Raw genomic sequence first — 14,543 nt, 5'->3', positions numbered from 1 at the left:
TGCTGTTTTTCACTCAATCTAATCATCTCCATTCCCCCTCTTATGATGTTCTATCATAAGAAAGTTTACATTAAAGTGGGGGATATTTCAATTAGAATAGTGGGGTACTTTTAGATTAACATATACATACAACGGTATCAACCTTACAAAACTAATGCTCAAGGAATTCATTTATAACAAGGAAGAAAGGCCGGTTTCTCACTATAATAAAGAAGTAGTGATGAAACAATTTGCTATTTATTTAAATAACCACGGTTATCTAGTATATGTACCAGAAATACAGACATTGTTACCAAGAAGCAAGTTCATACCTCATATTTATACGAAGGAGGAACTTCAGCGTTTTTTCATTGCAGTAGATCATTATCCAGCGTCTATAAACTCTTATAGAAATACCGTTGACCCGGTATTGTTCCGGTTCCTTTATGGCACTGGTACAAGGATCTCTGAGGCACTCAATCTTACTATCGCAGATGTCAATCTTGATGATGGTATTATGACAATACGTCATTCAAAAAACAATAAGGATAGGCTTATTCCAATTACAGAAAGCCTTATAGTTAGAATGAAGATATATATGGAAATTTTCCATCGTTTCAGTGATAATACTACCTTCGTTTTCCCAGGAGCTAAAATGGGGCACATGGATCGAAGTACTGCTTATAACCACTTCAGGGATTATCTTCTGAATGCGGATATATCTCATACCTCAACAGGTCCTAGAATCCACGATTTTCGACATGGACTAGCCGTTGCTTGTCTCAAAAAATGGTCACTGGCAGGAATTGATCTGACAAACATGCTGCCTTATCTGTCCGCTTATATGGGGCATTCAGATTTCAGAGCTACTCAGTACTATTTACGTCTGACAGCAGATTTGTATCCTCATATTCTTAGGAAATCAGAAGTAGAGTTTGGCTATGTCATCCCAGAAGGGAGTTGTTTATATGAAGAACGCTGATTTCCCTTATTATTTGACAAACTTTCTTAGTAAATACTTGCCAGGACATAAAAATTCCAGTCCCAATACCATTGAATCGTACGCAACTACTTTCAAACTATTACTTATTTATTGTGAAAAAGAAAAGAAAGTCAAACCAGAACGCTTAACTCTCAGTTTTTTAACGCATGACTTAATCATTGGATTTCTTGACTGGATTGAGAAAGAAAGAAAATGTGCCATCTCGACAAGAAACCAGCGTATGGTAGCATTATATTCATTTTTTAGATACGTTCAAAAAGAAACTCCTGAAAATATATATGAAATTCATAAAATATTGAACATCACTAATAAGAAAGGACCTAAAACAATTGTACCATTTTTAACTGGTGAAGAAATGAAAATCCTTTTAGAGCAACCTGACACATCAACTAACGATGGAAAAAGAGATTTTGTTCTTTTGGTAATTCTGTATGACACTGCAGCGAGAGTACAGGAATTAATTGACTTGAAAAATAAAGATGTCCGTATATCTAATCCTTCAGTCATAACACTCACTGGCAAAGGAAACAAAACGAGACAAGTGCCTATTATGGACAAAACAAAGAAACTCCTAGAGAATTATCTCATTAACCAGAAATTTAATAATGCAATTAGCAAGGGGGACAATTATGTATTTGTAAATCAACGAAAGCAAAAGCTCACGCGTTGGGGAGTTTCATACATCATTAATAAATACGTAGAACTAGCAAAACAGAATCCTAAGTTTACTGTTCCATTTCCTGTCACACCACATGTGTTCAGGCATAGCAAAAGTATGCATTTACTTCAATCCGGAATTAATCTTATATATATAAGAGATTTTCTTGGACATTGTGATTGCTCTACTACAGAAATTTATGCTAGGGCAGATACAGAAATGAAACGAAAAGCAATAGAAGAAGCTTATAGTGATGTTCTTCCAATAAAAGACCTCCCAATTTGGGGAGATGATACTGACTTAATGAATTATTTAAACTCTCTTTGTAAAAAATGATGAAATTATTATGGTGAGTGATTCATACAGAGACTGGCTCAAACTCAAGAATAAGTTGATACACTCACCATTTTAAAACACTCACCATAATGCCTAAAATGGGGAGCTCCCCATTTCGGACATTCCAGAGCTAAAGAATATGTAGAGCAGGGTATGGGAATTAGTATTATACAACAGATTTTAGGTCATCAAAGCTTACAAATGACAGTTCATTATGCTACTGTCAGTGAGAATATTCTTTATGAAAAATGGAAGAATACTGAGAATTTAGAGTTGTTTAAAGTTAATACTAAAACCAATAAACTCATAAAAGTAGACACCTTAACTGATGCAGGAGAAAATCTTATTAGATATGAATATGTTAAAAAAAATTTAGACGCTGTAAGAGTTCCTTTTGGAGTTTGTTTCAAGGCTTCTAAGATACCATGTAAGCAAAAAATGAACCATTGCTTAACTTGCGCAAGCTTTTGTACGACAACCGAGAATATTCCTGAATACGAGGAAGAAATAGAAAAGGTTAAATCTCAAATAGAAGTAAGTAATAGATGTGGTAGAGAACTTTGGGCTGAGAAAAATAAGCAATATGTAGATATATTAGAGAAAACATTAGAAAAAGTTAAGGAACATAAATTAGTTCATAAGAACGGTAAATCAAGGGAGAATTCATAATGGCAGACCATACTAAAGGATTAAAAGAATATGCAAAAAATAAAAGTAGGATTACTTTAGAAAAGGTCGATAAAGCTATTAGAGAACTTTCTTTGACTGAACAGAAAGTTAACTTTAATAGTGTTTCTCGATTAGGTGGGGTTTCCAAAACTTTCCTATATAACAATGACGATATTAAGAAAAGGATTGAGGAGCTTAGAGAGAAACAAATAAGCAGAACAATAAATCAAAGAGCTAAATATGATAAAACAGCTAAGTCTAAAGATATTATCATAATGGCTAAGGATGAAAAGATTAAGGCGCTTGAAGAAGAGAATAAGAAGTTAAAAGAGCAACTTAAGATTATTAGAGGAAAATTATATGAAAAGATATGACTTGCAAAATCAAGGTGTTAGGAGAACGATGCTTTAGGTTAAATCAAGTTAATTAATTAATTAATAATCTTTAATTGAAATATATAGATACTTCGCAGCTGTATTATTATCCAAAGCAATAACATTGTTTAGTAATTAATAATTGAACTTTAATAAAATGTGTTGTACACTTGGGAATAAGGTTTATAAATTAATTACTAAATGGAGGTATAATATAATGCCAAGGATAACAATAAAGTCTTTACAAGAAGAAATTGAGACACTAAAAACCCATTCCAGTTTGTTAGCTTACGATTTGGAGAGCCAAAAAAAAGAGACTGCCAAATGTAAAAAACTATATGACAATTTTAAAATTAAACATAGAAGAGAACGTAATGTTTTGGTAAAAAGATTAGAGGAACTTGAAGAGGAACTAAATAGTTCACAAATAAAACTGAACGCAAGAAATGCAGGTAGAAAAGCTTATTCTAACAAAAATGTTATTGGAATAATATACAACTTATATCTTGATGGTAAAAGTCTACAAGGAATTGCTAATGAACTAAATGGTGCAAAAATTAAAACTAATCGTGGAAGAGAGTGGTCTAAAAGTTCCATTAGATTTATATTATTAAATTTTAAAAATGTATCTAATGGATTTGTTGAAGAAGATATATTTAATCGTGCAGTTAAATTACTAAGCGATAATAAGAAGTAGATATTAACAGAAATAATACTTCTACATGACTACATAAAGTATATGTAGTCTATGTAGAAATCAAGTAAAATCAATCAGTGTAGCATGCGCTACACTAGATATATGAAGGAGGCATAATATGAAAGGAATATTAATTATTTCAACTCCTAGAGACATTACTTCTTTTAAAGAATTACTTTCCGATGGTAGTTTTATAGGTCTTAATTTGCAATACGCTATTCAGCAGTGCCCTCGTGGCATAGCAGATGCATTTATAATAGGAGAACAATTTATAGGAAAAGATAATGTAGCTTTAATTCTCGGAGATAATATATTTCATGGTTATGGATTTACGCAGAGACTTAAAAGAGCTGCAAATAGAACTAAAGGAGCTACTATTTTTGGATACCATGTAAGCAATCCAAAAGAATTTGGAGTAATTGAGTTTGATAAAAACAATAATATAGTGTCCATTGAAGAAAAGCCAGTAAACCCAAAATCAAATTATGCAGTTTCCGGTCTATATTTTTACGATAATAATGTAATAGAAATTGCTAAAAATATTAAACCCTCTGCTAGGGGTGAAATAGAAATTACAGACGTAAATATTGAATATTTAAGAAGAAAAAATTTAAAAGTAGAGTTATTTGGCAGAGGTATGCCCTGGCTTGATACAGGAACTCATAGAGGACTTTTGGATGCAGCTAATTTTGTGGAAGCGGTGCAAACAAGACAAGGACTATATGTAGCTTGTATAGAAGAAATAGCTTATATCAATGGTTTTATAAATAGGGAGCAACTGTTAAAAATATCTGAGCCACTAATAAAAACAGAATATGGTAAATATTTAATACAATTAGCTTATGAAAACAACGAAATTAAACCCTAAGAACAAACTGTCGACAAAAGATTATTGTAAACAGTTTTAATATAATTTAGTTAGTGGTTGATTATGCTTGTTACAATCACTTTCATTAAATTAATTGTCTATGCTATTGCAACACCAGCACTAGCATATCCTTCTACAGTATTAATAGTTGTCGTACCTGCAGCTGTTACAGAAAATACCATTAGCAGTCTCGTCTGTGCTGTTACCGGTATTGATAATCCAGTTAGTATACCATTGCTTGTGGTTCCTATAGCAACTATACCTGTTAATGCAGGAGCTAAAGTTACCAAAGTGCCTGCCATAGGTGAAAAAGTATTATCTGGTGTTGTAGAGCTATATAACTGTGCAGTAATTGTTACCGTAGATCCAACTAGTGATAATACTGCTGTGGTGCTAAAGTAAGCATCTATCGATGTTATAGTTCCATCTCTAGGCATTGAATAAGCAAAATTAAGAAGTGTTCCTGCAGCGCCAGTAAGATCTATTGTTGCCCCGAGAACACTAAGACTGGGGGCAGAATTTCCAAAACCAAGAAAACTAGGAGTGCCTGCTAGTCCGCCCAAAATAGTAGTCAATGACATAGGAATTCCTGATGAATACGGTATAATTGCGCCAGCACCTGCAACCCCTGTTGCTCCTGTTGCTCCCGTTCCTGGTCCCGTTACTCCAGTTGTTCCAGTTGCTCCTGTCGCTCCAGTTGCTCCTCCAATTACTAAAGGAGGAATATTGTAACCACAATAATTTACATTCATTTATCTCACCTCAATTAAATTTTTGTTTATTTGCTTAGCTTAGATGTAATATATTGTCCCAGTAGTATTCTATGAATTTATATTATATAATGCTACAATTTATTTAGCTTATGAATATATGTAAATATTTCAAAATAATTATTTATTTTCCAACGAAATATTAAGTAGATTATTCATAGTATATTAGTAAGTACAAAAACATTTCAAATAACTATCCATAAGTTTTACTAATATAAGGAGGGTATGATGATATATCTAGATAATGCAGCCACTAGTTTTCCTAAACCAGAGCAAGTTTACGACGAGATGATTAACTGTATGAAAAATTATTGTGCAAATCCAGGTCGAAGTTCACATAAAATGGCTATTGAAACTGATATGAAAATAATGGAGACAAGAGAAGCTATAGCTAGACTTTTCAATATTGAAAAGCCAATGAATATTATCTTCACTAAGAATGCTACAGAAGCCCTTAACATTGGTATAAAAGGTTTACTCAAAAGCGGAGATCATGTTATAAGTACTACTATTGAGCATAATTCAGTGCTGAGACCATTAAACACAATGTGTAAAAACAATGTTGAAGTTACTTTTTTAAATGTAAATAAACAAGGGTATATAGACATTTTAGAATTAAAAAAACATATAAAAAAGAAGACAAAAGCTATAATTATTAATCATACATCAAATGTTTTAGGAACCGTCCAAGATATTAACGCCATAGGAAGACTTGCAAAAGATTATGGCATTATACTTATGGTAGATGCATCACAAAGTGCAGGAAGTATCCCACTAGACGTCGTCCTTGACAATATAGATATTATGGCTTTTCCTGGTCATAAAGGACTTCTTGGACCTCAAGGCACAGGAGCCTTATATATTAGTGACTCTGTTAATCTCAAAGAATATACCCAGGGAGGCACAGGGAGTAATTCTCATTCAATGGAGCAACCTGACTTTTTACCAGATAAGTTTGAGAGTGGTACACTAAATACACCGGGTCTATCAGGTCTTTGTGAAGGTATAAAATTCATAAAAAAAATAGGACTTAAAAATATTCATAAGCACGAAATAAATTTATTAAAATGCCTATTTGAGGAGTTAGACAAATTAAAATATGTTAAAGTTTATGGAACAAAAGATTGTACCAACCGCAGTAGTGTAGTTTCATTAAATATGGAAGGCTTTGAAAGTTCTGAAGTAGGTTATTATTTGAATGAACGTGACATAGCTATAAGAACTGGCTACCACTGTGCTCCCTTAATTCATGATATAATAGGCACAAAAAACATGGGCACAGTTAGAATTAGTCCAGGATACTTTAATACCTTTGATGATATATATGCTGTAGTAGCTGCACTGAAGTATATTTATACTAAATAGAACGCATGGGAATTTTTCCCCATGCGTTCTCATTTTGTTATTAATTGAATAATTTTTTAAACAATGAAGAATTGTTTTTATCATCTATTAATTCAACTTTTTCCTCTTTAAGATGACTTATTTTAGAATTCAAGTCCTCAATAGTTTTATTTGAATTTATTATTGATATTTTATACCCCTTAATTTCAGGTTCCATTTGAGAGTTTTTTTTATTTTCCTCTTCACTATTTAAATTAATTTTCCTTAACTCTATTAACTTTATTTCTTCTTCTAACATTGCTTTCTCTAATTTATGGATTTGGCTTTCCTTTAAAATCAAGGCTTCTTGAAGTAAATTTGTATCACTAAAAAGACGTGATTTTTGGCTTTCCCATTGAATATAATTGTTTTCTAGAACACATATTTTATTGTTAAGTATCATTACTTTATTTTTTTCTTCCTTAATAATGTAATTTAATTGATTGATCAATTGATCTTTTTTTATTAGCTTATTTTCTATACTTATTCCATTTTCTTCAGTTTTCTTTGAGGTGCTTTCTGGCAGATGAGTATTTCTTGCTGTCACCACTACAAATTACTCCTTTTAAATTAATTACTATTTATAAATTTATTCAACAACAATGAATTTTATGAATTATAAATTTCACTTATTTTTTGCTATTAATTAGTACAAGTCACTGATAAATACATACTATGGTAATGAAAAGAGTTACTTATAATAACTATTATTTTCATGGAGGGGAAAAATATGGTAGAAAATTCAGAACAAACTTTTTTACAACCAGAACAAGTATTTTCCGAGGAGTGCATAATAGCCTCAAAGATATATGGAAAATGCAGACAACAGGACTGTTTAAAGCCAGATTTTCTAGAGGCTGACCCCGGCATAGAATCAATTCCTATTCCCGGTTCTCAATCAGGAGAAACTGCTGATATCGTATCTATAGGTGGAACGCTTTTAACTCCAGCTATAATTCCTAACGCTCTAATAACATTTCCACAAAATCTAGTTAAATATGGTAAAATACTTGATAGTAGCATCCTAATTTCAGGAATTGAAATACCAACTCCAGAAAAAGAAGACGATCTATTTTCATCCGATGGATACTGGAAAGTTACAATAAGATATCAATTTTCCTACAAATTACAATTAATAGGATATGCCGGAACACCCCTATTAATTGGATTATCCACAGATCCAATAGGAGTGACACCAACAAAAGATTATATTTGTGCTTACAGTGTATATGAAAAACAAATCATTCTATTCGGAGGAATTGGAAATCCAAATATTTATGTGGCTAGTACACTATATTCAAATAATGGACCATATACTTTCCAAAACGCACCTTATATAAATGTTCAAGCTAAAGCATCACCACTCGCCGTAACTATTATGCCTTTTATAAATCCATGTGGCGATCAAGATCCTTGTCTAAGTAGTATTATAGGAGTTACCATTGGTCTATTCACAATTATAAAACTATTTAGGCTAGTTAGTATGACAGTTCAAAGTTCTGGAAATTGTGATATACCTCTTTGCGATCCAATATTACCTGGAGATCCTTGCTCATTCTTCAATGAAATTCCATTCCCATTTGATGATTTTGACCCACCTATTTCTTAATGATATTAGTAATAAGTAAAAAAGCATGGAAAATAAATCCCATGCTTTTTTATGAATTGAATAATTTTTTAAACAATGAAGAATTAGCTTTATCATTTATAAGTGCAGCTTTTTCCTCTTCAAGAACACTGATTTTATAATTCATATCTTCAATTGTCTTATTTAAATTTGTTAGTGATATTTTGTATTCCTCTATTTCAGATTTCATCACTATATTTTTTTTGTTCTGATCTTCACTCGTACTATTGAGCATATTCACTTCTATTAGCTTTGTTTCTTTTTCAGCCACAGCACTCTCTAATTCATGAATTCTACTTTCTCTTAAAATTAAGGCTTCTTGAAGTAAGTTAATATCATTATTAAGCTGTAATTCTTGACCTTCCCATTGTATATAATCTTTTTCTAGTAGGCTTATTTTATTGCTGAGTATGAGTACTTTATTTTTTTCCTCCTTTATAATATAATTTAATTGATTTATTATTTGGTCCTTTTTTAATATCCTATTTTCTATACCTACTACCTTTTCTTCTGCAACCTGGGTAGGACTTTCCTGCATAGAATTCAAGCTTAAATTAGAATTTACTTTAGCCCCTCCCAATTTACTTTGTAATTTAGTTTGCATTGCCTTTAAGGTTTCAATATAATTAAAAAAGTTATTAGGAAGAATTGTAAGATTACTTCCATCCTGTACATATATTTCATTTGAAATATATTCTCCCTCAGAAGATATCTCACTAAATGAAGCTTTAAAAATATTCATTGATTTTAAAGCATCACTTTTTATTGGACTGATATTATCATCTATAGCCTTAGTATAATAACTATAAAGGTAATTATTTGAAATCCAAAAACCATAAGTTATATTTTTTTCTCTAAAAAGAGCACAGGAAATAAGATTGTTACTCTCTGCTATCTTTTTAAGCTCCATGTTAGATGTATCTCCCCTAAAATTATATAGTGCATTAGCTTCCCCACTATTTTTAATATACAAAATATTAAGCTTATCATTAACTGAGTTTAACGAATAATCCGTATAAGGGGAAATGTTCTTATCTATATTATAAAATTTAGACCATGTCGTACTACTATTTTCTAATATCTTATAACCCAATTCATATTTATTCAATAGTTTTTGATACATTATGCAGATGTTATTATTCTCTAATGCGTGTACTACAAATTGGTTAACATGATTGACATTTGTAGTATCGATAAGAACTGGAGATGAAACCTTTAACTCATTATTTAAAGTAAGACTCTGATGAAATAAAGTCCTCACATTATCATGTGACTGCAATATACTATAGAATATTTGAATTTTTTCTAAGGCATAGATAGTTTTAAACTGTATGTCATTCACACTATTCCCCCTCTTATGAAGAATAGAGTATTCCTTCCATTCATCACCTGAATAAACTTTTAAAAGCAAGTTACCAGAAGATGATTGATAAATAATGCATATCCTGTCATCTGGTAGGATGATTGTAGAAAATGCCTTTGAGGCTTTTTTTACTAAAATATTATAAGTAGACCATGCGTTTTTATGAAAAATTCTATATATTATCCCAAAGTTATCTTTGTATGTGAAATTCCAAAGCGTTCCATCTGCCTGTTTTATTATATAAAAGTTTCTTGCTTCCAGCACCACAATTTACTCCTTTTAAATTACTTTCTATATATAAATTTATTCAAGTATAATTAATTTTATGAATTATAAATTTAAATTTTTTTTTTATTTAATTAGCACAAGTTTATAAAAAATACATACTATGGTAATGTAAAGAATTACTTATAATTATGATTATTTTTGTAGAGGAGGATAATATATGGAAGAAAATCTAGACAATTGTTATGATCAACCACGTCAATTATTTTCTGAGGAGTGTATCATAGCATCCAAAGTATATGGAAAATGTAGACAACAAGATTGCTTAAAACCTGATTTTATAGAAGCTGAGCCTGGGGTAGACTCAATTCCTATTCCTGGTTCACAATCAGGAGAGACTGCAGATATCGTATCAATTGGTGGAACAACACTAACTGCACCAATACTTCCTAATGGACTAATAGTTTTTCCACAAAATCTAGTTAAGTATGGTAAGGTAGTTGATTCCAGCATCGTAATTACAAGCATCGAAATACCCACTCCAGAACAAGAAAATGATCTATTTGCATCCGATGGTTATTGGAAAGTTACTATAAGGTATCAATTCACCTACCGATTACAATTAATCGGATATACAGGCGCACCTTTAGTAATAGGATTATCAACAGATCCAATAGGAGTACCACCAACAAAAGATTACATTTGTGCTTACAGTGTATATGAAAAACAAATCATTCTATTTGGAGGAGTTGGAAATCCAAATATTTATGTGGCAAGTAGCTTATATGCAAATAATGGACCATATACTTACCAAAATGCACCTTATGTAAATGTTCAGGCTAAAGCAGCACCACTCGCTGTAACCATTGGCGATTTCGTAGATCCATGTTCTCAATTATATCCTTGTCCAGACAGTATTATAGGCGTTACCATTGGTCTATTTACAATTATTAAACTATTTAGATTAGTTAGTATGACTGTTCAAAGTGCAGGAAATTGTGATATACCTCTTTGCGATCCAATATTACCTGGTGATCCATGTACATTCTTTAATGAAATTCCATTCCCATTTGATGATTTTGACCCACCAATAGCTTAATTATTTGTAGTTTTAATCCTGCAAAAGTCAATTCTAAACTGCTGATTGTTTTTAAGCAGTCTATACCGCAATCTTTATAGCATTTAAAGGCTTAAGCTCTTAAAGAGAGACTATTGTAACATAAATAGTCTCTCTTTAATATTATAGTAATGTGTACTATAAATTTAGATTTGAGAGAGGAGTTGCGTATTTATGGATGCGTTTTATATAATAGTTTTAAATTCTTCTAGTGTAAGCGTACATTTATTTAAGCTATTAAAAGATAAAAAATTAAATGTAGTCATAATGTCTACGCCTTGTACTATAAGTGCAGGCTGTTCACGATCTATTAAGATAAAAGAGTGCGACCTTGAAGCTGCAATTGAAGAAATAGATAATCATAAAATTATTATCAAGGGAATATATAAAAAAGTTTATAAAGAAAATCGATTTTATTATCTTAAAATTCGATAATAATAATAATAATAATAATAATAATAATAATAATAATAATAGCAGCTGATTTATATGAAAAATTATAAACTAGCTGCTAATTAAATTTTATTTTATTTTTCCCACAACAGTCACGTGGCACATTTACTCTCTCATGCATATTATGATTGATTTTATTGTAACCCATCTTTCCAAATATGAATATTATGTAGTGTAATTTAAAAATAATAAAATGAGGTGATTATATGCCTATTTCTCCTTCAGACTTTACTTTGAGTATATCCCCAAACCCAATAAACGTAGTTATCGGGATGACTAGAGATGTAAATTTATCTTTTTCTAATACAAACCTAACCGAAAGAGGTTATAACCTAAAAGCAGTTCTAACCCTTCCTGATGGTGTTTCTTATGTAGGAGGCCTTATCCCTCCAACATCTATTGTTGATGGACCAGGGGGAACCCTTATCCTTACTTGGATTAATATAAAAGATTTGGCACCTAATGAGATTGGATATATCCTTGGAGCTACTTTAAAAGCAGATGAATATTTTAGAGTTAGTGGGCTTCCAGTACCTTTTGATATACCACTTGTAAGCGTTGACCTTGTAGGAATAGTAGACACTCTTCCAAGAGGCAACGATGACCCTGGAAACGTTGAAATAACCAAGAATGATTCTGCTAATTTTATACCACTTAGATACAGTCTTACAAAAGCTGCTCCCGGAAAAATACCAAAAGGAGCGGGGCTTTTAATTCCTATTACATCACCTTTATGGCCCTATCAATATACTTTAACAGTTATGAATAATAGCTTGCTAGCTTCTACAGTTACTTTAATTGATAACCTCCCAAATGGAGTAAGATATCTTGGAGGACTTTCAGTAGTTGGGCCGGACAGTGTGGCACTTTCCACTCCTACAGTGACTATTCCCTCTGTAGGTCCTGGATGTCAAAATTTTGTAACCCTTAATTGGGGTTCAGTAGTATTATCACCATCTAGTGTAAATATAATTGTATTTAATGCTGCTGTCTGGGATAACTATACAGCTAGCTGCGTTGAGAACAGTGGGGCTAAAATTCCTCATATGGCACCGCTTCAGAATGTTTCCACATTAAATGGCTTGTCAGGACCAGTTCAAGGTATTGCTACCACTAATGCTATGGATGCAACTATAGATAAAAGTGCAAGTCCCTCACCTGTTACAGATGTAAATGTGACCAATGATTATACATTGACATATAGAATAAACCAATATGATAATGTAGGAAATGTTATTATATCAGATACCCTAAGTGATGGTCAGACTTATAATGTAGGCTCCGCATCTGTAATACCTGTTGATCCGAGTCCACCAAGAAATATTGATGGTACAACAACCTTATCTTGGAACCTAGGAATACTGACTACAGGCACAACTGGTAGCATTACCTTTGATACTACAACAAGTACCAATTACTTCTCTGGATTGCCTGTTGTTGCTGCGGACGGACTAAGCAATGATGTTATTATTACAGGAACAAATCAGACCACTTTAACACCTACACCGGATAGCTCTAGTGTAAGTTTGGAAATAATTGTATCAAGTATTGCAAAAGAACTAATTGGCTATTTTTACAAGGATGGAACCCCAAAAACAATTAATATTGCCGCTCCAGGAGATGGAGTGGAATTTAAAATCACTTATAGCGCTGTAGGAGTAGCTGCTGAGCAACAAGCTATTGAAATAGATGAATATGCACCACCAAATATGGGACCACTGACTGCTTTACTCCCTATAACTTATGGAGGAACCCTTGGGACTGGGCCTTTCCCACTAGTTACTGTAGCACCAAACGGATTAAGATGGTCCCTTGGCACAGTACCTGGTAACACTTTGTGGACTGCTGACTTTACTATCCCTGTTGCAAATATAGATTTTGTAGGTAAAAGAAACAACCTTGCTAAACTCGCGGGTATTAATACAGATGGATTTGCTTATAGTCGTCGCGATCAAGTAGAGGTAGACTTTGGTCAGCCAAATATAATCTTTGCTAAAACAGTTGCCGGACCTGATGTAAATGCTATAAAGGCAGGAGAAACCTACACCTATTCTATTACAATATCTAATCCACAAAACTTAGAAGGCAATGTAACCGATGCTTTTGAAATGGATTTAACAGATGTAATACCTGCTGGGCTTTTATATGCAGGAACTTATAGCGTTGTAGGTACGGGAACCTATACTACACCTACTTTTATAGGTCAAAATATATCCATGACAATCCTTAAACTTGCTCCTAATGAAAGTTTAATTTTAAACTATGATGTACTAGTTACGCCTCTTGTTGCTAGTGGTCAAAGTTATATTAATAGTGCATCACTTCCAAGACCTTATTCCCAACCTGATAGGTCATACCAATTTCCAGGTTTACCTTTTACTGCATCTACTACACTAAAAGCTTTAGGCGTCACTATGACAAAATTAATATCTCCACCATCTGCTAAGATAGGAGATGCAGTGACTTATCAGCTTCAGGTAACTGTTCCTCTTGGGACTACTGCTTATGATTTGCAGGTAATAGATACCTTTCCTATAGCTACCCAAACCTTTGTAGGGAATGCAACTGTGGATGGACTTCCTACAGTACCAACTGTTGTGGGTGGCACTGTAACCTTTCCTTCTATCCCTTTTGTTGATGCAACAGCTGCAGCTGTTACTATACTTTATGCTTTTGATGTAAGAGTTGTAAATGGAACTCAAGTTCAGCCTTATATTGAAAATCAGACTGATAATGCCACTGTAAATTGGGATCTTGATAATATAGGAACTCCTGCAGTACCTTTTAGTACTTCAGCTATTCTACAAGTAAGAACTCCAAACCTTGTTGGAACAAAACAGCAAAGGAATGCCACAACTGGAGGCGCTTTTACATCAGGAAATGTAAACTATAGTATAGGTGATATTATTGAGTACAGGATCACTTTAAATAACACTGGAGCTGAAGCTGCTTATAATTCAGCTTTAACTGATGTATTAAATCCACTATTATCCTTTGTGCCAGGCTTTATTACTATCCCTG

Annotated in this window: 13 protein-coding genes and 1 pseudogene; 11 read left to right on the top strand and 3 right to left on the bottom strand. The window is 32.6% G+C overall.

Annotated features, from left to right (window positions below):
- Positions 1-154: 154 nt before the first annotated feature.
- The 6 genes and pseudogenes from ACREVU_RS08035 (at position 155) to ACREVU_RS08010 (ending at position 4,584) form a co-directional block, all read left to right on the top strand.
- A complete protein-coding gene (locus tag ACREVU_RS08035; RefSeq protein WP_431551093.1) occupies positions 155-961 on the top strand; it encodes a tyrosine-type recombinase/integrase in 807 nt (268 codons plus the stop codon).
- Positions 948-1,976, top strand: coding sequence for a site-specific integrase (locus tag ACREVU_RS08030; RefSeq protein ID WP_431551092.1), 1,029 nt, complete (start codon positions 948-950; stop codon positions 1,974-1,976). The genes ACREVU_RS08035 and ACREVU_RS08030 overlap by 14 nt, the downstream gene beginning before the upstream one ends.
- A 120-nt stretch (positions 1,977-2,096) precedes the next feature.
- Positions 2,097-2,645: pseudogene (locus ACREVU_RS08025) on the top strand (tyrosine-type recombinase/integrase); the annotation flags it as partial.
- A complete protein-coding gene (locus ACREVU_RS08020) occupies positions 2,645-3,019 on the top strand; it encodes a DUF6262 family protein (protein WP_431551091.1) in 375 nt (124 codons plus the stop codon). The pseudogene ACREVU_RS08025 and the gene ACREVU_RS08020, both read left to right, overlap by 1 nt.
- Before the next feature lie 217 nt (positions 3,020-3,236).
- Positions 3,237-3,716 (top strand): recombinase family protein, encoded by a 480-nt coding sequence (locus ACREVU_RS08015; protein WP_431551090.1) that lies wholly within the window; start codon positions 3,237-3,239, stop codon positions 3,714-3,716.
- A 118-nt stretch (positions 3,717-3,834) separates the two neighbouring features.
- Positions 3,835-4,584: a sugar phosphate nucleotidyltransferase gene (locus ACREVU_RS08010; RefSeq protein ID WP_431551089.1), complete on the top strand. Its 750-nt coding sequence runs from the start codon at positions 3,835-3,837 to the stop codon at positions 4,582-4,584.
- Positions 4,585-4,682: 98 nt separating this feature from the next.
- Here ACREVU_RS08010 and ACREVU_RS08005 read toward each other — a convergent pair whose 3' ends face one another.
- A complete protein-coding gene (locus ACREVU_RS08005; protein WP_431551088.1) occupies positions 4,683-5,336 on the bottom strand; it encodes an exosporium glycoprotein BclB-related protein in 654 nt (217 codons plus the stop codon).
- Between the two features lie 246 nt (positions 5,337-5,582).
- On the opposite strand from ACREVU_RS08005, the gene ACREVU_RS08000 reads away from it, so the two are divergent.
- Positions 5,583-6,719: an aminotransferase class V-fold PLP-dependent enzyme gene (locus ACREVU_RS08000; protein WP_431551094.1), complete on the top strand. Its 1,137-nt coding sequence runs from the start codon at positions 5,583-5,585 to the stop codon at positions 6,717-6,719.
- A gap of 40 nt (positions 6,720-6,759) precedes the next feature.
- On the opposite strand, the gene ACREVU_RS07995 is transcribed toward ACREVU_RS08000, so the two are convergent.
- Positions 6,760-7,287, bottom strand: a complete 528-nt coding sequence (locus ACREVU_RS07995) for a hypothetical protein (protein WP_431551087.1) — start codon at positions 7,285-7,287, stop codon at positions 6,760-6,762.
- 180 nt (positions 7,288-7,467) lie between these two features.
- Between ACREVU_RS07995 and ACREVU_RS07990 the strand changes: the two genes are divergently transcribed.
- Positions 7,468-8,346, top strand: coding sequence for a hypothetical protein (locus tag ACREVU_RS07990; RefSeq protein WP_431551086.1), 879 nt, complete (start codon positions 7,468-7,470; stop codon positions 8,344-8,346).
- A gap of 49 nt (positions 8,347-8,395) precedes the next feature.
- Here the strand turns inward: ACREVU_RS07990 and ACREVU_RS07985 are convergent, their stop codons facing one another.
- Positions 8,396-9,991 carry a hypothetical protein gene (locus ACREVU_RS07985; RefSeq protein WP_431551085.1) on the bottom strand — a complete coding sequence of 532 codons (1,596 nt, stop codon included), beginning with the start codon at positions 9,989-9,991 and terminating at the stop codon, positions 8,396-8,398.
- A 181-nt stretch (positions 9,992-10,172) separates the two neighbouring features.
- Between ACREVU_RS07985 and ACREVU_RS07980 the strand changes: the two genes are divergently transcribed.
- From ACREVU_RS07980 to ACREVU_RS07970, 3 genes are all read left to right on the top strand, one after another.
- Positions 10,173-11,051 (top strand): hypothetical protein, encoded by an 879-nt coding sequence (locus ACREVU_RS07980; RefSeq protein ID WP_431551084.1) that lies wholly within the window; start codon positions 10,173-10,175, stop codon positions 11,049-11,051.
- A 192-nt stretch (positions 11,052-11,243) separates the two neighbouring features.
- Positions 11,244-11,504 (top strand): putative Se/S carrier-like protein, encoded by a 261-nt coding sequence (locus ACREVU_RS07975; RefSeq protein WP_431551083.1) that lies wholly within the window; start codon positions 11,244-11,246, stop codon positions 11,502-11,504.
- Between the two features lie 224 nt (positions 11,505-11,728).
- Positions 11,729-14,543 (top strand): isopeptide-forming domain-containing fimbrial protein (locus ACREVU_RS07970; protein WP_431551082.1); only part of this gene is annotated, 2,815 nt, incomplete at its 3' end.

The sequence above is a fragment of the Clostridium sp. genome, assembly GCF_050717535.1.
In the GTDB taxonomy this organism is placed as follows: Bacteria; Bacillota; Clostridia; order Clostridiales; family Clostridiaceae; genus Clostridium_AD.
This window is presented reverse-complemented; position numbering and strand designations above follow the sequence as displayed.

Bases quoted from the DNA above. Each gene is read 5' to 3' on its own strand.
- ACREVU_RS08035 (WP_431551093.1), top strand. From the start codon at position 155: ATGCTCAAGGAATTCATTTATAACAAGGAAGAAAGGCCGGTTTCTCAC.
- ACREVU_RS08030 (WP_431551092.1), top strand. From the start codon at position 948: ATGAAGAACGCTGATTTCCCTTATTATTTGACAAACTTTCTTAGTAAA.
- ACREVU_RS08020 (WP_431551091.1), top strand. From the start codon at position 2,645: ATGGCAGACCATACTAAAGGATTAAAAGAATATGCAAAAAATAAAAGT.
- ACREVU_RS08015 (WP_431551090.1), top strand. From the start codon at position 3,237: ATGCCAAGGATAACAATAAAGTCTTTACAAGAAGAAATTGAGACACTA.
- ACREVU_RS08010 (WP_431551089.1), top strand. From the start codon at position 3,835: ATGAAAGGAATATTAATTATTTCAACTCCTAGAGACATTACTTCTTTT.
- ACREVU_RS08005 (WP_431551088.1), bottom strand. From the start codon at position 5,336: ATGAATGTAAATTATTGTGGTTACAATATTCCTCCTTTAGTAATTGGA.
- ACREVU_RS08000 (WP_431551094.1), top strand. From the start codon at position 5,583: ATGATATATCTAGATAATGCAGCCACTAGTTTTCCTAAACCAGAGCAA.
- ACREVU_RS07990 (WP_431551086.1), top strand. From the start codon at position 7,468: ATGGTAGAAAATTCAGAACAAACTTTTTTACAACCAGAACAAGTATTT.
- ACREVU_RS07980 (WP_431551084.1), top strand. From the start codon at position 10,173: ATGGAAGAAAATCTAGACAATTGTTATGATCAACCACGTCAATTATTT.
- ACREVU_RS07975 (WP_431551083.1), top strand. From the start codon at position 11,244: ATGGATGCGTTTTATATAATAGTTTTAAATTCTTCTAGTGTAAGCGTA.